This window comes from Wolbachia endosymbiont (group A) of Tromatobia lineatoria (assembly GCF_964028565.1).
Lineage (GTDB): Bacteria > Pseudomonadota > Alphaproteobacteria > Rickettsiales > Anaplasmataceae > Wolbachia > Wolbachia pipientis.
Genome location: NZ_OZ034791.1, coordinates 857,099 through 879,149, shown reverse-complemented (window position 1 = coordinate 879,149; position 22,051 = coordinate 857,099). Strand labels below are relative to the sequence as shown.

The 22,051-nt window shown below is 35.3% G+C and carries 24 protein-coding genes and 1 tRNA gene; 13 read left to right on the top strand and 12 right to left on the bottom strand.

All coding sequences use genetic code 11. The features are described 5' to 3' along the window. Window positions 1-13: 13 nt before the first annotated feature. The 3 genes from ABWU48_RS04635 (at window position 14) to ABWU48_RS04625 (ending at window position 2,962) form a co-directional block, all read left to right on the top strand. Window positions 14-511, top strand: coding sequence for a hypothetical protein (locus ABWU48_RS04635; RefSeq protein WP_353288294.1), 498 nt, complete (start codon window positions 14-16; stop codon window positions 509-511). A 72-nt stretch (window positions 512-583) separates the two neighbouring features. Beyond that, complete coding sequence (gene dxr / locus ABWU48_RS04630; protein WP_070356952.1) at window positions 584-1,747, top strand: 1-deoxy-D-xylulose-5-phosphate reductoisomerase; 1,164 nt, start codon at window positions 584-586, stop codon at window positions 1,745-1,747. Window positions 1,748-2,026: 279 nt separating this feature from the next. Next, window positions 2,027-2,962, top strand: a complete 936-nt coding sequence (locus tag ABWU48_RS04625; RefSeq protein ID WP_213863185.1) for an Rpn family recombination-promoting nuclease/putative transposase — start codon at window positions 2,027-2,029, stop codon at window positions 2,960-2,962. A gap of 34 nt (window positions 2,963-2,996) precedes the next feature. Here ABWU48_RS04625 and ABWU48_RS04620 read toward each other — a convergent pair whose 3' ends face one another. The 3 genes from ABWU48_RS04620 to tldD all read right to left on the bottom strand — a co-directional run bounded on the left by ABWU48_RS04620 (window position 2,997) and on the right by tldD (window position 5,949). Next, the gene (locus tag ABWU48_RS04620; RefSeq protein ID WP_010081919.1) at window positions 2,997-4,244 is read right to left on the bottom strand and encodes an IscS subfamily cysteine desulfurase; all 1,248 of its coding nucleotides are present in this window, start codon (window positions 4,242-4,244) and stop codon (window positions 2,997-2,999) included. 90 nt (window positions 4,245-4,334) lie between these two features. Then, on the bottom strand, window positions 4,335-4,475 hold the full coding sequence (locus ABWU48_RS04615) for a hypothetical protein (RefSeq protein ID WP_153296798.1): 141 nt from the start codon (window positions 4,473-4,475) through the stop codon (window positions 4,335-4,337). Window positions 4,476-4,530: 55 nt separating this feature from the next. Then, a complete protein-coding gene (gene tldD, locus ABWU48_RS04610) occupies window positions 4,531-5,949 on the bottom strand; it encodes a metalloprotease TldD (RefSeq protein ID WP_010962974.1) in 1,419 nt (472 codons plus the stop codon). A 62-nt stretch (window positions 5,950-6,011) separates the two neighbouring features. Here tldD and ABWU48_RS04605 point away from each other — a divergent pair. The 4 genes from ABWU48_RS04605 (at window position 6,012) to ABWU48_RS04590 (ending at window position 8,404) form a co-directional block, all read left to right on the top strand. Next, window positions 6,012-6,096: transfer RNA gene (locus ABWU48_RS04605), tRNA-Leu, on the top strand. Between the two features lie 70 nt (window positions 6,097-6,166). After that, on the top strand, window positions 6,167-6,664 hold the full coding sequence (locus ABWU48_RS04600) for a hypothetical protein (protein WP_353288293.1): 498 nt from the start codon (window positions 6,167-6,169) through the stop codon (window positions 6,662-6,664). A 253-nt stretch (window positions 6,665-6,917) separates the two neighbouring features. Continuing rightward, complete coding sequence (locus ABWU48_RS04595) at window positions 6,918-7,625, top strand: uroporphyrinogen-III synthase (protein WP_182321018.1); 708 nt, start codon at window positions 6,918-6,920, stop codon at window positions 7,623-7,625. Continuing rightward, entirely contained in the window at window positions 7,625-8,404 is a 780-nt protein-coding gene (locus tag ABWU48_RS04590; RefSeq protein ID WP_353288292.1) for an exodeoxyribonuclease III, read from the top strand. The genes ABWU48_RS04595 and ABWU48_RS04590 overlap by 1 nt, the downstream gene beginning before the upstream one ends. A gap of 26 nt (window positions 8,405-8,430) precedes the next feature. On the opposite strand, the gene ABWU48_RS04585 is transcribed toward ABWU48_RS04590, so the two are convergent. The 6 genes from ABWU48_RS04585 to ABWU48_RS04555 all read right to left on the bottom strand — a co-directional run bounded on the left by ABWU48_RS04585 (window position 8,431) and on the right by ABWU48_RS04555 (window position 13,332). Next, window positions 8,431-9,447: a hypothetical protein gene (locus ABWU48_RS04585; protein ID WP_353288291.1), complete on the bottom strand. Its 1,017-nt coding sequence runs from the start codon at window positions 9,445-9,447 to the stop codon at window positions 8,431-8,433. 50 nt (window positions 9,448-9,497) lie between these two features. Continuing rightward, window positions 9,498-12,074 carry a DNA polymerase I gene (polA, locus tag ABWU48_RS04580; RefSeq protein ID WP_353288290.1) on the bottom strand — a complete coding sequence of 859 codons (2,577 nt, stop codon included), beginning with the start codon at window positions 12,072-12,074 and terminating at the stop codon, window positions 9,498-9,500. 214 nt (window positions 12,075-12,288) lie between these two features. Next, window positions 12,289-12,453: an IS3 family transposase gene (locus tag ABWU48_RS04575; RefSeq protein WP_084741697.1), complete on the bottom strand. Its 165-nt coding sequence runs from the start codon at window positions 12,451-12,453 to the stop codon at window positions 12,289-12,291. Further along, window positions 12,446-12,607, bottom strand: a complete 162-nt coding sequence (locus ABWU48_RS04570) for a DDE-type integrase/transposase/recombinase (protein ID WP_010082071.1) — start codon at window positions 12,605-12,607, stop codon at window positions 12,446-12,448. The genes ABWU48_RS04575 and ABWU48_RS04570 overlap by 8 nt, the downstream gene beginning before the upstream one ends. A 3-nt stretch (window positions 12,608-12,610) precedes the next feature. Beyond that, complete coding sequence (locus ABWU48_RS04565) at window positions 12,611-12,907, bottom strand: IS3 family transposase (RefSeq protein ID WP_094189604.1); 297 nt, start codon at window positions 12,905-12,907, stop codon at window positions 12,611-12,613. 122 nt (window positions 12,908-13,029) lie between these two features. Continuing rightward, the gene (locus ABWU48_RS04555) at window positions 13,030-13,332 is read right to left on the bottom strand and encodes a transposase (protein WP_151807816.1); all 303 of its coding nucleotides are present in this window, start codon (window positions 13,330-13,332) and stop codon (window positions 13,030-13,032) included. 136 nt (window positions 13,333-13,468) lie between these two features. On the opposite strand from ABWU48_RS04555, the gene ABWU48_RS04550 reads away from it, so the two are divergent. After that, on the top strand, window positions 13,469-14,176 hold the full coding sequence (locus ABWU48_RS04550; RefSeq protein ID WP_006279877.1) for a pyridoxine 5'-phosphate synthase: 708 nt from the start codon (window positions 13,469-13,471) through the stop codon (window positions 14,174-14,176). Here the strand turns inward: ABWU48_RS04550 and ABWU48_RS04545 are convergent. The 3 genes from ABWU48_RS04545 to rplM form a co-directional block, all read right to left on the bottom strand. Beyond that, a complete protein-coding gene (locus ABWU48_RS04545) occupies window positions 14,169-14,480 on the bottom strand; it encodes an HU family DNA-binding protein (protein WP_010082594.1) in 312 nt (103 codons plus the stop codon). The two genes, ABWU48_RS04550 and ABWU48_RS04545, sit on opposite strands and share 8 nt — an antisense overlap. Window positions 14,481-14,626: 146 nt before the next feature. Further along, the gene (gene rpsI, locus ABWU48_RS04540) at window positions 14,627-15,082 is read right to left on the bottom strand and encodes a 30S ribosomal protein S9 (RefSeq protein WP_006279875.1); all 456 of its coding nucleotides are present in this window, start codon (window positions 15,080-15,082) and stop codon (window positions 14,627-14,629) included. 10 nt (window positions 15,083-15,092) lie between these two features. Then, the gene (gene rplM, locus ABWU48_RS04535) at window positions 15,093-15,551 is read right to left on the bottom strand and encodes a 50S ribosomal protein L13 (RefSeq protein ID WP_010082596.1); all 459 of its coding nucleotides are present in this window, start codon (window positions 15,549-15,551) and stop codon (window positions 15,093-15,095) included. 129 nt (window positions 15,552-15,680) lie between these two features. On the opposite strand from rplM, the gene ABWU48_RS04530 reads away from it, so the two are divergent. From ABWU48_RS04530 to ABWU48_RS04510, 5 genes are all read left to right on the top strand, one after another. After that, on the top strand, window positions 15,681-16,904 hold the full coding sequence (locus ABWU48_RS04530) for a TolC family protein (RefSeq protein WP_353288289.1): 1,224 nt from the start codon (window positions 15,681-15,683) through the stop codon (window positions 16,902-16,904). A 19-nt stretch (window positions 16,905-16,923) separates the two neighbouring features. Next, the gene (locus tag ABWU48_RS04525; RefSeq protein ID WP_010082598.1) at window positions 16,924-17,499 is read left to right on the top strand and encodes a PopZ family protein; all 576 of its coding nucleotides are present in this window, start codon (window positions 16,924-16,926) and stop codon (window positions 17,497-17,499) included. A 76-nt stretch (window positions 17,500-17,575) separates the two neighbouring features. Beyond that, on the top strand, window positions 17,576-18,154 hold the full coding sequence (locus ABWU48_RS04520; protein ID WP_010962344.1) for an RlmE family RNA methyltransferase: 579 nt from the start codon (window positions 17,576-17,578) through the stop codon (window positions 18,152-18,154). A 1,201-nt stretch (window positions 18,155-19,355) separates the two neighbouring features. After that, a complete protein-coding gene (locus ABWU48_RS04515) occupies window positions 19,356-21,572 on the top strand; it encodes an ankyrin repeat domain-containing protein (RefSeq protein ID WP_353288288.1) in 2,217 nt (738 codons plus the stop codon). 148 nt (window positions 21,573-21,720) lie between these two features. Continuing rightward, entirely contained in the window at window positions 21,721-22,032 is a 312-nt protein-coding gene (locus ABWU48_RS04510) for a hypothetical protein (RefSeq protein ID WP_015588824.1), read from the top strand. The last annotated feature ends 19 nt before the right edge of the window (window positions 22,033-22,051 follow it).

The following is a 22,051-nucleotide window of genomic DNA, read 5'->3' as shown; positions in this document are numbered from 1 at the left end:
AGAGTAAAAATTTATGAGTGAAGCTCAAGGTCCAAACATTGCAGAATGGCAAGCGCAGCAGCAACACCAAGGGGCTGCTGGTGAGAAAAGTGGTTTTGGTCTTGGTCATAGTGACTTTGTTTCAACAGTTGTCGATGGAATGAAATGGTTGTTCAACTTTCATGAAGGAGCAATTGCTGCTTATAGTAACGTGTTTGAAGGTTTGGTGAGTGGCAGTAGTCTAGTAACATTGTTTGGAAAGTCAGGTAATATGTTTGGCATAAAACTTCTTGAAGGCCTTGCAGAATATTTTTCAGGTGGAGGTGGGGAAGATATGCCATCAGAAGAAATGGATATGGCTCATGGTGATGATGGACATCACTCAGATGATTACCCTCATGCCAATAACGAAATAGCTCATAATGCTGATGGTTTGCAAGACATGCATGATGCAGGTGATCACCATGGTCAATCTTTTTCACCTGGTCCTTCACCATCTGTTGGCGATGACCACGGACATGAACTTGGTTAAACACTTAAAAACTATTGAATAGTTGGAAGAAGGCCTAATAAGAAAAGTTGCTGTTGTTATGAGTTTGTCTTAGTGAAAAAGGTTTCAGTTTTGGGATCAACAGGAAGTGTTGGAAAAAAGACTGTAGATTTGCTCTCAAAGAGAAAAGAAGAATACCAAGTGGAAGCACTAAGTGCCCATTCGAACTTTGCTCTACTGGCACACCAAGCAAAACTGCTAAATGCAAAATATGTTGCTATCTCAGATGAAAGGCTTTACAAAGATTTGAAAGAAAGTTTACTTGGTACAGATGTAAAAATAGCAATTGGTGCTACAAATATTGCTACCATACCTGTTGATCTCTCAGTTGTTGCAATAGTTGGCATTGCAGGCCTTGGGCCAGTTATGGAAGTTATAGAAAGCGGTACCAAAGTCATTGCATTGGCAAACAAAGAAAGCATTGTTTGCGGTGGAAAGTTATTACTCAAAAAAGCTAAAGAAAAAAATGTACAAATAATCCCTATTGACTCTGAGCACAATGCAATTTTTCAAATTTTGCAAAATGACGACAAATGCGTAGAAAAGATCATACTTACTGCTTCTGGTGGACCATTCTTAAATTATAGCCTTGAGCAATTAAGAAATGTTATGGTAGATAAGGCGCTTAGTCACCCCACTTGGAATATGGGAAAGAAAATCTCGGTTGATAGCGCAACAATGATGAATAAGGCACTAGAGATAATAGAAGCACATAACTTGTTTAATATCAGCCCGGATAAAATTGAAGCAATAGTGCATCCTGAGTCAATAGTACATGGAATTGTAACTTATAAGGATGGGTTCAACTTTGCTGTGCTTGCAGAAACTGACATGGCAATTCCTATTTCATATGCTCTATCTTGGCCGGAAAGATCAGCTTTAAATCGTAAATTAGATTTAACAAAGCAAGGAAAATTGACCTTTCAAGAACCAGACCATAAGCGTTTTCCTGCGCTAAAGCTTAGCATGGCAGTGTTAAACTCTTCTGCTCCACAAACAAACAGTATTGTGCTCAATGCTGCAAATGAAATAGCTGTTAATGAATTTTTGAAGTCACGAATCGGTTTTTTAAAAATAGTAGAGGTAGTGGAATCAACAATGGAAAGTTTTGGTAGTTATACTGATATTAATTCACTATCTGATATAATAAATATTGATTATGAAAGTCGTATTATTGCTCACAAAATTGTTGAAAGTAAAGTTGTTGCGTATAGCTAGAGTAATGTAACCAGACTGCATTCTGTGATTTTTAGCAAAACACGATACACAATCGTCATTCCGCTACTTGTTAGCGGAATCTATGCCGAGATACCGCGGCGGTATGACGGTTCGCGGTGGTATGACGGTTAAGTAATTCGTCATCCCGCTGCTTGTTAGCGGGATCTAGAGATACCGCGGCGGTATGACGGTTCGCGGCGGCATAGCTATCTTCAAAAATATGGTTGAATAATTGTTAATAATAGTGTATAATTATTAATATTTTTAAGCACTTTGGCTATGGCTTTATCTAAGTTTCTCGACCCTAAGCTGGATTTAACCTTCAAAAAAATATTTGGCACTGAAAAAAATAAGAATATTCTCATACATTTTTTGAATGATATTTTAGGGTTTACCGAGATAAATACTATACAAGAAGTGGAATTCCTCAGTACTATAATGGATCCTGAAATTGCCTCTGATAAGCAAAGTATAGTTGATGTTCTTTGCAGGGACTCTAGTGGGGCTAGGTATGTGATTGAAATGCAGCTCACTCGCGATAAAGGCTTCGAAAAACGAGCTCAACTATATGCTGCTAAGGCTTACTCAAGGCAAGCTGATAAATCTGGTAAGTACATTGATTTAAAGAAGGTTTTCTTTATTGCTATCTCTAATTGTAATTTATTTCCTGATAAGCTTGATTATATATCCAGCCACACTATAAGAGATGAGAAAACCAATGAGCATGACTTAAAAGATTTTCAATTTGTATTTATTGAACTACCTAAATTTCCTAAGAATAAGGAAGAACAGCTAGAAAGCATAGTGGATCGTTGGTTATTTTTCTTCAAATATGCAGATGAAACTACGGAAGAAGACTTAAGGAAAATAGCAGAAAAAGCACCAATAATAAAGTTAGCCTACGATGAATTAGACAGGTTTAGCTGGAATGAAAAAGATTTAGTAGCTTATGAAGAAAGAATAATGGATCTACGGAAAGAAGAAGCCATTCTTGAATACAGACTTGACCTTGCTACTGAAAAAGGCATCCAAATTGGCGAAGAAAGAGGCATCAAAATCGGTAAAGAGGAAGGGAAAATTGAAGGAAAAATCGAAGGAAAAATCGAAGTCGCAAAAGCAATGCTGGCTAACAATGTTGATGTCAACACTATTGTCAAATTTACTGGCCTTTCTATTAGTGAGATTGAAGAATTAAGTGTGAACGGTACAGAGTAATTTCAAAGTGCATTTGCAGTTGGAACGGATACATTTAATGAGAGTCCCATTTCACGGTGTTCAAATCTACTCCTTCTTGTACCATCTCCCAAAGTGGGCTCATTTCTCTCAGTCGGCCAACATTTTTAGCAACAAGATCTGCTGCATACAAAACTTCTTCTCTAGTTGTAAATCGGCCTAGGCCAAATCTAATTGATGAATGCTCAAGGTCATGGCCATTATTTAGCGACCGTACTACATAGGAAGGCTCAAGAGACGCAGACGTGCACGCAGAACCAGAACTTACTGCTAAATCCTTGATTGCCATGATGAGAGACTCACCCTCAACATAGGGAAAGCTCAAGTTTAGGTTGCCAGGAATTCTATTTTCATAATCACCATTTAAAACGATATCAGGAAACGCTTCTTTTATCTTGTTATACAAAATATCCCTTAATTCTTCCACTCTAGTTGTTTCTTTTTTCATTTCTTCTCTAGCAATACGTGCCGCTTCACCAAAACCAACTGCAAGAGGTGTTGGAACTGTTCCAGAACGCATGCCTCTTTCCTGTCCACCACCACTAATTAGTGGTATCAGCCTAACACGAGGATTCTTTCTACGTACATATAATGCGCCTATTCCCATAGGTCCATAAATTTTGTGGCTAGAGAGACTCATAAGATCAATGCACATCTCATTAACATCAATTGGAACTTTTCCAAAGCTTTGAGCTGCATCTGTATGGAAAAATATATTATGCTTTCTGCATATTTTACCAATCTCCTTTACAGGCTGAATTACTCCGATTTCATTATTTACCATCATTACTGAAATCAAAATTGTTTTATCAGTAATTGCTTCCTCAAGCTTTGATAAATCTATAATTCCGTTTTGCTTAACAGGCAAATATGTAACTTTAAAGCCTTCATTTTCCAGATGCCGACAAGAATCCAGAACACACTTATGCTCCGTGCAGACAGTGATTATATGATTTCCTTTATTTTTATAAAAGTGAGCAACGCCCTTGATTGCCGTATTATTTGACTCAGTTGCACCTGAGGTAAAGATAATTTCTTTGCTATCTGCGTTCACCAGATCAGCGATGTGTTTCCTTGCTTTTTCCACTGCTTCTTCAGCAGTCCAACCAAATGAATGGCTGCGAGAGTGTGCATTGCTGAACTCACCAAAGTAAGGTATCATCACCTCTAAAACACGGGGATCTACTTTAGTAGTAGATTGATAATCAAGAAATATTGGTAATTTTATTTTAGCATCGTGTATTTTTTTACTTTCAACATTCATAAAGCTACCACGGAGACAAAATTTACAATTATTTTATAGCATTAAAACTTAATTTTTTCAAGATATAATCTTGCATCAAGTACAAAAGTGTCATCCAAGTAGCTGACACATAACTGTACGAACATTTATTTGCGAAAGCAGTGTGTTAAATGTTATAGCCAGTTTTGCCTCAAACACAAAGGCAGTGCCCAGACACTGGGATGACACCCTATTGGTGGCAATTGCTTCCAAATCATAATGTTTGTACAGCTGTGCGCCGTGCGCTGGAATCCGTTTTAGCCCTTATCTATATCTCAGTTCCACCAACAGTTATTGCGTCGACTTTGAGTGTCGGCTGACCAACTCCAACGGGCACATTTTGTCCATCTTTCGAGCATGTGCCAACACCAGGATCTAACTTTAAGTCATTACCAACCATAGATACTTTTTTCAACACTGTTGGACCGTCACCAATTAGTGTTGCTCCTTTTACTGGCTGTGTAATTTTGCCATTTTCTATTAGGTAAGCTTCCGAAGATGAAAAAACAAATTTTCCTGACGTTATATCAACCTGCCCACCACCGAAATTTACTGCATATAGACCTTTCTTTACGCTAGATATTATTTCCTTCGGTGTATACTTTCCGGGCAACATATAGGTGTTTGTCATGCGCGGCATAATAACTTCTTTATAACTTTCTCTTCTACCATTACCAGTTGGGCTTACACCCATGAGTTTAGCGTTCATATGATCCTGCATGTATCCTTTTAGGATCCCATCCTCTATCAATATATTATAACTGGGTGGAGTGCCTTCATCGTCTACGCTGATAGAGCCGCGCAAATTGGGCAGAGTTCCGTCATCAACTACTGTGATGTCACTAGCTGCTACTTGTTTACCCACAGAATTTGAAAATGCTGAGACTTTTTTGCGATTGAAGTCGCCCTCAAGTCCATGACCCACGGCTTCGTGTAACAATATTCCTGGCCAGCCTGGACCTAAAACGACTGTCATTTCTCCGGCTGGAGTTGGAATTGCTTCAAGATTTACCAGTGCTTGTTCTAACGCTTGGTTTGCAACTTCTTTCCACTTTTTCTCAGAAATAAACTTACTATAAGAGTCCCTTCCACCATGCCCTGCAGAACCTCTTTCGGTACGGCCATCTTTTTCTACAATGACTAGCACATTAAAACGTACCAGAGGCCTGATATCGCTTAATCTGTGATCACCCTTTATTATTTGTACAACTTGCCATTCTCCACTTAGAGTTATTTTTACTTGCTTCACGCAGTTATTTTTGGACCTTACATACTCATTAACCTCATTGAGTAGCTTAATCTTTGAATTCAGATCCATTTCATTTATAGGGTTAATCCTCGAATATAGGCTTTTTGTCTCTTCGTTTAAATTTATTGAATTTGTCTTGTTTAAAGACACTGAGCTTTTTACCATAGAAGCAGCATTACTAATTTCTTTTTCGCTGATCTCAGAAGAACAAACGAAAGATGTACTATCTTCACAAAAAGACCTTAAACCAAATCCCCTTCTAGTATTCAAGTCCATGTGTTTTAATATGTTATCCTCAAAAACCAGGGACTCCGACTGGCAAAATTCTAGAAACAGCTCACCACCATCGCTATTGCTCAAAGCGTTATTGACTATTTTATATACGTTATTAATATTAACATTGTTTTGAGCAAAAAATATTTGATCTAGATTTGGCATTACCTTTGAACTAAAAATTGTTTAAGTATATTATTTAACTTTAACATAGTAAACTATAAAAAGCCCGGGTGGCGGAATTGGTAGACGCGCTAGCTTCAGGTGCTAGTAACTTTTTAAGTTGTGGAAGTTCAAGTCTTCTCTCGGGCACTCTTAGCTTCCATATTGCTTATTGAATTAATTAATGTTATAATATAACATATTAGGTAATATTTATGCTATGTATGGTGAAAAAGATAAGTTAGCCTACAGAAAGAAGGTACGAACTTACTCGAAACGCTTAGTTACTACACTATCTACTATCTCTTTCATTGGATACATAGCGGCATTGGTCTTGAATATTCCTATCTTAAGTCTGTATTTTAGTATTGCCGGCACTATATTCAGTGCACTTTCGTTTGCTTTAAATATATGGTCACTAAATGATCATTCCCGACAACAGAATCTTAATAAGAAATCTGGCATAAAAAACACTCCAGGACAAAAAAAGTTAACAAAGATCTATCTTGATATAGCATCCAGTGCTTCATTTCTAATAGGAGGTATTGCATCTATGTCGCTTTTTGAGTCTTCTGTTATTTATTTTGTTTCTACGCCTTTTTTTATTCTAGGCTGTGTTATTATGGCAGCTAATATCGTTCAAACTATGATTAGTGAACCACAGACAAAAAACGTCCTTGAGAATCTCTCTTCAAATACTGCAAGAGTACAAGCTTAAGTATTAACTTATTTAACTTATACAGGAATATTAGCTATATAATTCCACTGAAGGAAGCCATTCAAAAGAGTTCGATGTAATTAGCGTCAAAAAAGTGTAAGCAGAAATTGTGGGCTTATTGGGGTAGGAGCGCTTAGTACTCCTACTTCCACATCAATTACTTGAATAATTGCTCAAGCTATCAAAATAAAAGTTTTTATTCAGTAATTTGTGTATAAAGGGTACTATTTTACTAGTAGTGAAATAAATCAGAATGAAGTCTATTTTATTAACGAGGCCTTTATTGGACTCGTTCAATACAAGAAATATATTGAGAAAGTATGGATACAAAGTTTTTATAGAACCAGTATTCACAATAAAGTACTTAAATCCTGATATATCTGCGTACGAATTTGACGTTGTGATATCTACAAGTAAAAACAGTGTAAAGGCTCTTAGTCAAATATGCAAAGAGGATGACTTTCCGATTATTACAGTTGGTAATTCAACCATGCAGGCTGCAAAAAATTTGGGATTTTCTGATATAATCTCAGCAGACAGCAACGTTGATGGTCTGATATCATTCATAAAAGCTCATTATTCAAACGCAATAAAGTTCTTGTATATAAGGGGACAAGAAGTATCATGTGACCTAAAAAAGAGATTATCTGAAGAAGATTTTAACGTAAGAGAAGTTGTACTCTATAAAACAATTATAAAAAGGAATCTAACTAATAGGTGTAAAAATTTACTATTGGATGGTAAAATTGATAGTGTTGCTTTTTTTTCCTCACAGACAGCAAGGATATTTTGTTCATTAGTTCTAAAAAGTGGGTTATCTCATGTGATGAATAATGCAGTTGCATATACCATGAGTAAAAACATTGCTGATAGTTTAAAGTTAATCAAATGGAAAAAAATTATAACATCGAGGTTGCCTACTGGGGAGAGTTTAATTGATATAATTAATAAGGATTGTTGATGCTAAAGATTGCAACTTGGAATGTAAACTCCATACGTAAAAGAGTTAACCAACTTTGTAGTTTTATAGTTGATAGTCAGATAGATATAATTTTGCTGCAAGAGATAAAATGTATGGAAGAGCAATTTCCTTATGCAGAGATAGAGAAGCTGGGATATGAATGTGCTGTCTATGGACAAGTTGCAAGAAATGGCGTTTGTGTTTTATCTAAATATCCGATACTGGAGAAGTTTAAGATTGATATCGTAGAAGGTTATCAAGAAGCGCGTTATATAGAGTGCATAATAAAGCACAATAATCAGAAGGTAAGGGTGGGAAGTGTATACGTTCCAAACGGTCAAAGCCCGGACTCTCAAGCATTTGAATATAAACTCAAGTTTTTTGATAATCTATATGAAAGGATGAGCACTTTGTTAAAGAATGAAGAGTTAACTATTATAGCTGGCGATTATAATGTTGCACCGGATGAAATTGATGTCTTTGATTCAAACTTATTTAATGGCCAAGTGTGCTTTCATATAAGAGAACGTGAGAAGTTAAGAGCGATCTTGAATCTTGGGTTTAAAGATGCGTTTAGAATATCTCACCCAAATTTGCAACAATTCACTTGGTGGCATTATCAAGGCAATTCACTCAGAAATAATCAAGGAATGCGAATAGATTATATGCTGTTATCACCACAAGCTGTAGATAAATTGGAAACATGCTACATAGATGATAGATTGCGTAAGCTAGAAAATCCGTCTGACCATACTCCTGTTGTATGTGCTATAGAATAATAGCAGATCTCTTACACAATTCACTTTTAGCAAACCTGAGTAGTCTTACCTTTGCTGCTCTGTGGTTTTTCCCTTCGTTTGTTTTCCTTTCCTGTCCAAGATTGATCGTGCTGCTCACTTTTTTCGTTTCCTACCTGGGAAATTTGCTCAGGAACAGGCTGTTGTTCACTCTTTTCTTTTCCTTGGGAAATTTGTTCAGAAACAGAGGTGCCTTTCTCAACTTCTGTAACTGGGGTTTTTAAAATATCATCAATGCCCTCGAGAATTTTTCCATTCAGTTTTGCTCTCTTTTCTGTATCATCTTTATCTTGTGAGCTAGGGTCATACAAAGTACCTTTTTTGTTATTTGAAAAAAGAACCTCCACTCCTCCTTTTATGGCAAATATTGTGCCGATAGCAGTAAGAACTACTCCGAGTGTAGTAGGACCAAAAATTAACATTGGAATAGTGGAAAGAAGGACAGGAAAAAAGATCTTGCTTAAGAACGTTGTTACCATCTCTTCATCACTGAGTGGTGGTTCATCCTCTTCTTTCTTGTCTTTACCTAAGAATGGTATTTTTTCTTTCATCCCATCCATAAAGGAGCCAGAAATATTTTTCGGGTCTATTTTGATCCCTCCAATTAGCAGCAGCATTTCCAATACAAACTTTATGGATGAATCTTTAGCTTCTGTACCCCGTATATCAGCTACACACTTGGTTATTATTTGTTGTATTTTATCATTATTTAATTTCTCTTCTCTAGCTAAGCCTTGCTCTCTAATTTCTTTAAACATAGAAAGTAAAAACTGAGAAAAATTCTCTTCACTGAGTGGTTTTATATCTTTTGGATTGACATTATTAAGTAGTATGTCCTTATAAGCTGATATAAAATAATCAGTTGTTTCTTTGTTCTCCTTTAATTCGGCTTTACCTTCTAATACTTTTACAAAGTAATCATAGATTACCTGATGTTCCTCTTTTTCAAAAATTTTCTCATCTTTGTTAGTTACCTGATTTGAAGGTTCCAAATTCTTTGTTTGTGGAGTTAATATTTTTGTCATAACTGAGTTACTCACATTTACTATACTTCAATTGTAGCATATTTTTCATATTAATTCAAATAATCTATACTCCTAGAATTCACGATGTTTAAGTCATAATTAAGGGAATTTAGACCCCAGTTGTCGCCAACTTTTATTTCTACTTCAAGTGGTACAGAAATTTCTATTGCATTTTCCATTATATCTTTCATAAGTTTTGCTGTTTCTTGTACCTTTTCGTCCTCTACTTCAACCAGTAGTTCATCGTGAACCTGGAGGATTATTTTACCTACTTTCAATTGGTCAAAAAGCTGAATTGTCGCACGTTTTATTATATCAGCAGCGGTTCCTTGCAGTGGTGCGTTTATTGCTGCCCTTTCTGCAAATTGTCTTATATAAGGAATTGTATTGTTTATGTCTCTTACAAAGCATCTCCTGCCAAACAAAGTTTCTACATAACCATGCAATCTTGCGATAGACACTGTTTTTTCCATATAGGCCTTTATTTCTGGGTAACAGGAAAAATAGTAATTAATGTATTCAGCAGCTTCCGCAATGGTAATTCCAAGCCGCTTTGCAAGACCAAATGGGCTAATGCCATATATAATTCCAAAATTGATGGATTTTGCTTTGCGTCTTAATTGCTCATCTATTTCTTGCACTCCAAAAACTTGCCTTGCGGTGATCTCATGAATATCTTGTCCGTTTGCAAAAGCTTCTTTAAATGCTGCAACGTTTGCAACGTGTGCCAGGAGTCTTAATTCTATTTGCGAATAGTCAGCAGAAATTATCTTATGCCCTTTTGGCGCAATAAATGCTTGTCTGATAAGATTTCCCTCTTCGCTTCTGATAGGAATATTCTGTAAATTAGGATTGCTGGAGCTCAGCCTTCCAGTTGCAGTTGCAGTCGTTGAAAAGCTTGTGTGTATTCTACCATCAAGTGGATCAACTTGCTTTATTAATGCATCAGTGTAGGTGCCTTTTAATTTACTTAAATGTCGCCAATTTAAGATTTTACTTGCGATTTCTACCCCTTCTTCTTCGAGTGCCTCTAGAACTTCATAATTGGTGCTATACGATCCAGATTTTTTTGACTTTTTCTTTTTATTAAGCCCCATTTTGTTGAATAAAACATCACTTAATTGTTTTGGCGAAGCAATATTAAATCTTTCTCCTGCCAAATTATATATCTCATCTTCAAGCACGGCAATTACCTGCTGAAATTTATCGGACAGCTCCTGTAATTTTTGTATGTTCAGTAATATCCCATTTTTCTCCATATCAAATATTACTTTCATAAGTGGCTTATCGAAGCGCTCGTAAATTGTGAGCAATTTTTCCTGAAATAACCTTTGCTTTAGCTTTTCATGAATTGCTATTAAAGTTTTTGCCGAGAAAATTTCTGCATTTTCACTCAAATTATGCGCAACTATGTTTGGAATACTGTGATCATGCTTTCCTGTATCCAAGCTATACGACATTATCATCAAATCATCAACTGAATCTAGCATCTTCTCTACTGTAGGGAAGATTTTCCTGATCTCTTTAATGTTATGTATTATTTTAAGCACTCCATTTGAGAGCAAAGTTAAGTTAATTATAATGAGTGCATCTTGTATGCTGTCTTGCTCTATATAAAAAATATTACTTTCGCTATAAGATAGACTTAATACATTGTTTTCAAGGTGGTAATGAATTGCAATTTTGCCTTCATATCTACAATGCTCCAAAAATTTCTCTAACTCTTCACTACTATATTCTATTTTCTCTTTTGTGCTAGACCCATTATAGGAAAAAAGCTTTTCCACTTTCCCTATTAAGGAATTGAATTCATACTTCTTTAAAAAGGATAATAGTTTTTCCATATTTGGAGAATGGACTTCATATTTTGCAATATCATGTTGAAGGTCTACTTTTTCGCATAGTGATAAAAGTTCTCTTGAAATTAGAGCTTTTTCCTTATGTTCGGTGAGAATATTACGAATCCTCGTTTGCTCGATATTATCAATGTTCTCTATAATATTATTCAATGAATCAAATTCATCCAGTAATTTAGCTGCAGTCTTCGGACCTATTCCCGGAACGCCTGGAATGTTGTCAGATGCATCACCAGTTAGAGAAAATAAATCAAGAAGCTTGTGTGAGTTTACACCAAATTTTTCTATTACTTGTTTTTCATATATATATATATTTTTAATGGGGTCGAATATTAAAATATTGTGGTTCAAGAGTTGAAATAAGTCTTTATCTGATGAAACGACTACCACTTTAAAGTCTTGGTGGTTGGCGTATTTTGCAGCTAGTGTTGCAATTATATCATCTGCTTCATAACCTTCAATCTCTTCATAGCTGAGGTTAAAAGCTTCTACCGCTTCCCTCAGTATGGTGAACTGTGGAGTTAGATCCTCAGGAGGCGTTACTCTGTTCGCTTTGTACTCAGGATATAAATTGTGCCTAAAATTCTTTTTCCCTGCATCAAGTGCTATAGTTAAGTAGTCCGAATGGGCAATGTACTTAAGAACCATATTCAGAAAGCCATATACACCACCTATTGGCATTCCTGTTGTGGTAATTAAGTGAGGTAGTACATAGTAAGCTCTGAAAAGAAAACCATAGCCATCGATGATTGTGAAAGTTTTTTCTTTCATTGTAGATATTTATGCGTGCTTTTGATGGTCCACTATTTAGCTGAGAAAATCAAGTTTTTGTTTTTCTGCTTTTGAGCGTTGTAAGAGATTTTACCGAAAATAGCATTCATGATGGGGATGTACACATATGACCTTACCCAGAAAAAGTGGAGAGAAAGTGTGGAATGTTTTTTACAAAAAGAATGATGCATCAAATTGTTCTGGAATGCAATAGTTAATAGTGACGTTGTTTGTTATAAAAAATTTCTATGTATTCAAATATTGCAGTTCTAGTGTGTTGAGCAGAGTGTTGTGAAGTATCAATAAGTATTTCTCTTTTCAATGAGCTAAAGAAGCTTTCTGCAACAGAATTGTCGTAACAACAGCCTTTATTACTCATCTATATTCTTTACAGCTAAGAGATATTGATACCCTTGCGCAGTATATTGTGAACCTTGGTCACTGTGCAGCAGTAGATTTTTAACAGGTTTACGCCTATTAATGGCCATTAATAAAGAGTTCATAACCAATTGTTTATTTATTGCACTACTCATTAACTACCATACGTGAGAATTATTGCTGCCAAATATAGCCATCCCTCCTTGGTTTTGATGTAAGTAATCCCATACTTTATTTGGTTGATCAACAATAAAGTTTTGATCTAGTATATTGGGAGCTACAGCTCTATTATCTGTTTGTTGTTTTTTAATTTTAAACTTTCTTCTCAGTATAGCCCTGATGTCATTTTTCTGCATAATACTTTGCACCGTTTTCAAATTGCAACTTTTACCCAAAGCCTTCAATTCAGCATGAATTTTAGGAGCTCCATATCTACATTTAGAAACTTGATATATTTTTTGAATAGCTTCGAGTAGCTCTTTATTTGCTGATTCTCTACTGCTTATTTTTCTTGTGGTCCACTTATAGTAGCCACTAGCAGAAAATCCTACATAATTCCTGTACTTTATAGCAGTTACTATATAAAAAAATATTTTACTCTTTTTGACTGGCCAGGGCTTTTTTTTAAATGTCTCTTTCCCTTGTTACTCTTGCTTTGTAAATCAAACCTCTCTTTGTCGTAAGGAGCCATGTTACCTCTACCTGGAAATGCATTTGCCGCTGACTTTTTTTCGTTATATTTCTTCATCCATTTTCCTAATACACTATCCCTTATTCCTAGATCTCTTGCTACTTTTGCAACTGGTTGACCTACCTTTCTTTGTTCATTTGCCAGCTTAACAGCTTCCAATTTGAATTCTGCCGTATATTCTCTTACCATTTCTAATCCTCCAAAATTTTATTTTACCCAAAAAAACTCTTTTCTTTCTCTCCACTTTTTCTGGGTAAGGTCAAACAATGACTATGCAAAAAACCTAATAACATGTATAATCTATAAATAATTTCTGAGGTAGATTGTGAAACTAGGTGTTAATATCGATCACGTTGCAACCCTCCGCAACGCACGCGGAACTTCTTATCCAGATCCATTGAAAGCAGCAGAAATAGCCATTGACGCTGGAGCAGACTTTATTACTGTACACTTACGAGAAGATAGAAGGCATATTAGAGATGAAGACGTATTTAACCTAAAAAAAAGCATTAGCACTGAGCTAAATCTTGAAATTGCAGCCACGGAAGAAATGCTTGAAATAGCAAAAAAGGTAAAACCCTATTCGATTAGTATAGTACCAGAAAAAAGAGAAGAATTAACAACCGAAGGTGGCCTGGATATCGTGAATATGCACAGTAAACTTTCTAGTATAATAGAGGAAATGCATAGCTCTAGCATAAAAGTCTCACTGTTTATCGATCCAAATATTGATCAACTAAAATATCTTGAAAAGCTAGGGACAAAACCTGACATAATAGAAATTCACACAGGGGATTACTGTGATAATCCATCAGAAAAAAAGTTACAGTTAATTACTAATGCTGCAGAGTACGTCAATAAATTAGGAATAGAATGCCACGCAGGACATGGCATAACTTATAAACACGCTAAGAAGATGACAAGAATACCTCACATCTCAGCTCTTAACATAGGCCACTATTTAATTAGCGAAGCTGTATTTTACGGCTTACACAGCGTAGTAAAAACAATGAAAATGACAATGTCTAACTAACTGCTGCTTTTTCCTTCTCATTTAAAATACTTAAAAGAGTTTGGCTTGCTTTAAATTTTACCCTTGTCTTTTTAGGAACAGTCATGATCTGACCACTTTGGGGGTTACGACATTGTTTTTCCTGACTGATAGCAGTAGAAAATGTTCCTATTCCATGCAAACGTATTTCACCTTTCCCATGCAGCTCATTCTTTATTATTTTAATAAACGCATCATGAATCTTGCTCAAATCAGATTTTGTTATATCTATATTCTGACTAGAACAATCTTCCTTTAATTGTTTTATTATATCTTCTTTACTCATAAATTACCTTAATATTGAAAAAATCACATAAATAGCATATTATGTTGACACCGATAGTCAACTAAATTCATCACAAAAATAGAGGATATCATACATTTTTGCAAATATTTGTATAATACTTACAAAAAAACACCCCTATAAAATAACTATCTCTTAGAAAATTGACACTTTTTCCGAGCTTTATGTTGACCATATTTCTTACGTTCAACAACACGTGAATCTCTAGTTAAGAACTCACCATTACGTAGTATAGAATGCAAATCTTGGCTTACACTACTTAAAGCTCTGCTTATTCCATGAGCTAGAGCACCTGCTTGACCAGATAGCCCTCCACCTTTTACAGTTGCAAATACATCGTATTTATCCAATGTGGAAGTTGCAACAAATGGCATTTTTACTATTTGGCACACTGACTCTCTTTTAAAATAAGAAATTAGATCGCCTTTTTTGTTAACACTAAATTTTCCACTCCCCGGCTTTATCCATACTCTTGCTACAGATTCTTTTCTTCGGCCTGTAGCATATAAACGACCAAGCGAATCAACTGCTGATTTAATTGTCTTTTCTGACCAATCATTGTTATTTATTGTAGAACTCTTCATTTTTACTCCATTACTTTTTATTTTTACGATTCAAAGAGGCAAAATCTATCTTTTCAGGTTGCTGTCCTTGATGCTTATGCTCTGAACCAGAATAAACATACAAATTTTCAAAGCGTCTACGTGCCATAGGCCCATCATCAAGCATCCTTTTCACTGCCATTTCTATTACACGCTCAGGAAATTTGCCATTTAAAATATTATCTGGAGTAGTTTTCTTCAAACCACCAGAATAACCTGTATGCTTATAGTAAATTTTATCTTTAAGCTTCTTTCCGGTGAAATGCACCTTTTCTGCGTTGATAATAATTACATTATCGCCACAATCCATATGAGGTGTATACTCAGGTTTATGCTTTCCACGTAATAGTGTCGCTACAAATGCTGCAAGCCTCCCTACCACTAATCCTTCTGCATCTATGACAAACCACTTTTTATTGATTTGTTTCTCCTTTAAGAAAAAAGTCTTCATTATTTGATCCAACAATAGTAAACTATGATATACTTAATTTCTCAATAGTGTCAACAATATTAGTTATTGATTATTAAAGTAATTTATGTTAGTAATTGAGCTGCGCAACCAATATGCATAGGAATTAGAATGTTTCGATTGATTATCACACTTGCGATCATTTTTAATACTATAAGTTGCTATGCAACCGATGTGGGAGAAGTGATAAGCAAAGCCATCAAAAATAGCTCAAAAATAAAGTCTCAATTTTACCAATATAAAAGCGCAGAAAAACACTATAAATCTTCTGGGTTAGCTGGATTTTTACCTGACATTAATTTGCAATACAATTTCGATAGTAACTTTAATCTTGATACATCTGAAAAAAAACTTACATTGCGCCAGAAATTAATCGATGGCGGTGGTACCTTTGCCACATTCAGTCGATCAAGCCATCTTCTCAAAGCAGAAAAGATGCGATTTCAGCAATTAAAACAAGAGCTTGCACTTAATGCTGTGAAAGCATATGTTAATGTTTTACAAAAGACAGAAATATTAAAGCTCAGAGAACATAAAGAACGCGTTTCTTTGGAACATTTGTCAGCTATGAAAAAACGCTTTTCCCTTGGAGAGGTAACCAATGCTGAAGTTTTGTTAGCAAAAGCAAAATTTTCGTCTTCTATATCCGAAAGAGTTGATGCTGAAGGTAAATTAAAGTTGGTAAATATTGCTTATTATCATTTGATTGGCGAAGATGCTGATGACCTTTCTGAAGCTAATGATAAACTACCTTCTGTTCCAGAGCTAAATGAATGTTTACAGTTAGCAAAAACCAATAATTTATCTCTAAAAGCAGCAGTTTATCAAAAAAGAGCAGCCGGAATGGAAGTGATTGCTGAAAGCTCTAAGTGGCTTCCTTCTTTAAATCTAAGTGCAAGCAAAAATTTGGGGGAGGATGGTATGAAGGTAGACAAACTATTAGAAAATGTTCATGTAGTTTTTACTCTTGATGTTCCAATCTTTAAGAGAGGAGTTAATGCTTTTGGTGTCAGTAAAGCTAAAATGGATGCAAAAAAATCTACCTACGATTATTATGAAACGGTAAAAAATATAGAACAAGCAGTTGTAAATGCTTGGAATAATGTGTTGACAGCAAAGGCCATTATCAAAGCAAGTCAAGAAGCGGAAAAAGCAGCAGCTCTAGCATTGGAAGGAGTTGAGCAAGAAGTAAACTTAAATTTAAAGAGTACATCTGACCTTTTGAACACTGAAGATGCATTATTTAAAGCACGTTCAGACTTAGTTGAAGCAAAAAGCAATTATGTGATTAGTGTTTACAACTTGCTTTTTATGATAAATAGTATAAACCTCTAAATTTAATGGTATTAGCACTATGCATGATGAACAAGGTAATCAATCTGTAAAAGATATCCTAGAAGATATAAAAAAAGCTATATCGGGTAAAAACGCGAGTAACGATAAAGCAGAAATAAAGGATGAAAATGATGATGTGCTATACCTTGAGGAAGAGTATCCAGAAGAAATAGAAGAAGATGGCAAAAAAGAAAATAATGAAAAAGAGGACATTGATAATGATGACCAAAGTGAGGAAATGGCTTGCAACAATAACCAATTTAATGGCCATAGCTACAATTCAGAAGAAAAAAAAGATATTTATTTGTACGATAATATCCAAATGAGTAATAACAAAGCGAGTAATAGCGGCTTACAAGCGCAAAATAACGATCATCTAATTTTAAAAGAGAATATGGAAGAGATCAAAGCGTTGCTTGGAAAAATGCAAAACGAATTACAGCATAAACAACAAAAAAAAGCGAACCTTACTGTTGAAGAATTAGTTACATCTCTTTTAAAACCTCAGCTCTCAGAATGGCTGAATAAATATCTACATGCACTGGTAAAAGAAGTAGTTGAAAAAGAGCTTAAAGATATAATCAATAATAAGTAGGGTATTAGCAATAAAAACTAGAGTAAAGACGGCTAGAGGCAGAAAACTATCTTCAACAAGGTGGCTACATCGTCATTTGAATGATCAGTATGTGCAAAAAACTAGCAAGGATGGTTATAGGTCACGCTCAGCATATAAGCTGGTAGAAATGGATAACAAATTTAAATTATTCCAAGAAGGGCAAAAAATTATTGATCTTGGTGCTTCTCCTGGTGGATGGTCACAAGTTGCATCTCAGAAAGGTGCAAATGTGGTTGCTCTTGACATAAAACCAATGAACGCAATTAATGGAGTAGAGTTTATACAATGTGATATTATCAATGAGTTTGAAATTTTAAGAGAAAAATTCAAGGATCAAAAATTTGATGTAATTTTATCTGACATGGCGCCCGAATCTTGTGGTTTAAAATCGTTGGATCATATCAGAATTATGCTTTTATGCGAAGCAGCGCTCAATTTTGCAAAGCATTTCTTGAGTCATGGTGGCACGTTTGTAGTAAAAATTTTCCAAGGAGAATCTGACAAAGATTTTTGTAACGAGCTAAAAAAAATGTTTAAAACAGTAAAATACTTTAAACCAAAGTCAAGTAGATCTGAATCTACAGAAATGTATTTGGTAAGTTTAGGCTTTATTGGCAGCAAACCTTCTATATAATATTAATCTAGGTAGTCCGCAGAAACAAAAAACTTGCTTGACAAACCTCGCCAGCCCCCTTATCATGAAACTGAAGATATTGTATTTGCTTTCGCCAATCTGCAGATTAAAAGGTAAGGATTACTTAATGTATCGGCGTCTTATGTTCAATTTTTTGCAGTATATAGATACTGTATGTCTTTACAAAACTTCATCTACATCTAGATTTTTATCTAAATAAGCTGAACGCGCTTATAAAGCGTTACAAGACATCAAAAAATGCCAATACTCGACAGAGATAGTAAAAGACTAGCTAACTCGGGGATTCTTTGTCTTTTTTTCTGCTTAGTAAATTTCTTAAACATTTGCAGCGTAAGTTAGTTGCAATTAAAAGCGGCTGAATCTCGCTTGTCAAGCGTTTAAAACATAAAAAACGCCAATATTTTAAAGCGGATAATAACCCCAGGGCTTCTTTTGCCTTTTTTTTCATTTGGTAAATTTCTTAAATATTTATAGCTAAACGACAATCGTCATCCCAGCGGGATCTGGAGATACCGCGGCGGTATGACGGTTCGCGACGGCATGACGATAAGGTTTATATCTTGTCATCCCAGTGCTTGACACTGGGATCCAGGAATTTTATTAAGTTGGTGAGCATAAAAATAGCTGTTTTACGTTAAAATACAATGTTTTGATGATTATGGAAAGGCTGGATTCCAGTGTCAAGCACTGGAATGACACCATAGGGGCACTGCCATCATAAAGGAACCAGTGTCGGCTACTCGGATGACATCATAGGGGCGCTGGGATGACACCCTGACAATCGTCATCCCGCTACTTGTTAGCGGGATCTGGAGATACCGTGACGGTATGATGAGGGAGAACAGTTAGCGGATGAGATACCGCGAATGAATCGCGGTATAACGGTTCGCGGTGGTATAGTAACTCGTCATCCCGCTACTTGTTAGCGGGATCTGGAGATACCGTGACGGTATGATGAGGGAGAACAGTTAGCGGATGAGATACCGCGAATGAATCGTGGTATGACGGTTCGCGGTGGCATGATGTAGGACTGCTGTGACACCATTATAGAATGAACCAGTGTCAGCTACTTGCATAGAAAATGTTTATGACTAATTTTTAGATCAAACATGGAATTTAGACAAACTTAACTTTTTTGTGAGATGATTCAGCAATAATAAATAAATTGAGAGGAAAGGTTATGGCAATGGAAAAGAAAAAGTTTTTTGAAATAATAAATGAGGTAAGCAAGAGTGAAGGTTTAAATGAGAATAATTTACTTGAAAGAATAGGGAATAAGCTAAAAGATGCAGACTCAATAGTATATAGCACTTATAACAATTTGAAGATAGATAAGATGTTCAGTATATTAAATTCAGACAAAATTGTAAATTATATGTTGGTACATCTTGCTGTGGAATGTAACAGTGTACCAATAGTAAAACTCCTACTAGCAAAGGAAGCAAAAGTTAATGAACCAATATATGAACTTGATGAAGCTAAGTCTAAGCTAACTGCTTTGCACATTGCTGCTTTGCATGGTCATCAAGAGATAGTTCAGCTTTTATTGAATAATGACGCAAATCCTTTACTAAAAGATAGTCAAGGCCGAACTCCAAGGGATATTGTCGGCGATGTAGAAGGTAAAAAGGCTATAATAAAAATGTTAGAGGAAGGAGAACAACGTTATGCTGAGACAAGAGCTACGAGAAGACAACCTTATAGACAAGGCACTTTACTGCAGCCTAATAATAAAACTCCAGGAAATTTAGCTTTGAACGGAAATAACGTAACTGCTGCAGTACAAGCATGGGGTGCAAAACATCAGGAAGAGAATAGTAGAATTACACCAAACAACAAAAAAGTCTATGTACAAGATGAGGATGAACAGACTTCTTCAAACTCAATCGTTAATGAAAACAATACAGACAAAGTAGATGATACATTAGAAAAAGAACAGGCTATAAGAGAAAGAGATGCTATGGTGCAAAAGTTCCAAGAGGCAGAACAAAGACTTGCCAATAATCAGAAGCGCATAGAGCATAATGACTTGCACAGTCAACATCCAGAGCAGTATACTACATATAATGGGGAACAGACCTTTTTAAATAAAAGTAATAGTGGCGATAGTGGAATATATTTTGATGCAGATAAATCTGAAGCTTTAGGCCAATCTATATTAGAAAATGGAGAAGATATTAATGCACAAGATAAAGATGGCGTGACCCATTTACATTGGGCTATTGCAGATAACAATAAAGAATCAGTGGAATTTTTGGTAAAATGTGGAGTAAAAGTTGATGTACAGGATAAAGATGGACTGACCCCTTTACATTATGCTGCTGAATATGGTTGTGTAGAGATTGTAGAATATCTAGTAGAAGGTGGAGCAAATGTTAATGCACAAGATAAAGTTGGGGATACTCCCTTATATTATGCTCTTGCAAATGACAATAAAAAATTAGTAAAGCTTTTGATAAAGCATGGAGCAGATCACTCATTGATAAAGGATGAAGACCTAATAGATAGACTAAACAGTATGTATGATCAGCCATCTGAGGTTGTACCTAGTACCTTTTCTCATTCCAAAACACACAACGCAACGGAAACTCCAGAAAAAGCAGAAAAGGTTGAAAAACGTAAAGCTAAGTTAAAAGAATTACGTACTCAGCTAAAGGATGAGCAGAAAAAGAATGAATTGCTAAAACAAAAAATACAAGATCTAGAAAGTAAAAACACAACGCTTAATAGTGAATTAGAAAAAACAAAAACTAAAAAAAACGAAGTACCATTAGAAAAAGCGCAAAAGGAACTAACAGAATTGAGAAATTGTGTCACTGAACATGAGACTAAATTGGAAGTACTGGAGAAACTCAATGAAGAGAATGAATCACTAGAACAAAAAATACAAGATCTAGAAAGTAAAAATACAACACTTAATAGCGAATTAGAAGAAAACGAAAATAAGCATTCTAAAACAAAAGTGTTGTTAGAAAAAGCGCAAAAGGAACTAGCAGAATCAAAAAGTTGCATAGTTGGACATGAGACTAAGTTGAAAGAATTCAATAAAGAGAATGAATCACTAACACAAAAAATAAGAAGTCTGGAGAATGAAAACACACCACTTGATGGTGAACTGGGCAAAACTAAAACAAATGAAGTGTCACTAGAAAAAGTAGGAAAAAGACAATTTTCCCCAAAAGTTGCCTATGCGAGCCTTGCAGCTATGTTAGCAGTAGGTGCTGCTCTTAGTATTGCTTCCGGATTGTCTGCTCTATTAATAGTTGCAGCTTCTGTGGTATCTGCACTGATAGCTGGTGGCATTACATACACAATATCAAAACCCATCGCTGAACCAAAACCTACCACTGAATTGAAAGAAGTGAATATTCAAGATTCAGCACAACGGTGTTTGTAAAATTTAATTTGTACACTTGCTATAGATTCCAGCGCGTGACGCTGGAATGTAGTAAAAAGTATTTGTAAGTTACACAGTAGTGTGAATTTTTTACTTCGGTAGTTTTTCATTGTCATTATAATCATAATAATAGTTGAGTTTAATTGATATGAAAACTTTTACGAAAAATTTTAAAAATAACGAAAAAAAGCTAGAGGAGTTTAATAAGGAAATTGAAGATATAACAACTATAGCTCAAGATAAATTTGCACATGAACTTGAAAATATCGCATATGACAGTGTGCAAAAATTTCGCAGTCTGCTTGCTAAAGAGTTAAACTCCACCTTCAATAATATTCATTCTCAAAATGTCAATCTACTAAAATCCAGCCTAGTTGAATATGCTATAAGTTCAAATTTTATCAACAAAAAAGGAGAAACAGCTTTAATACGTTCTCTTCTTAATATATTCATACGATAAAGCACTCAGAGTTGTTGCT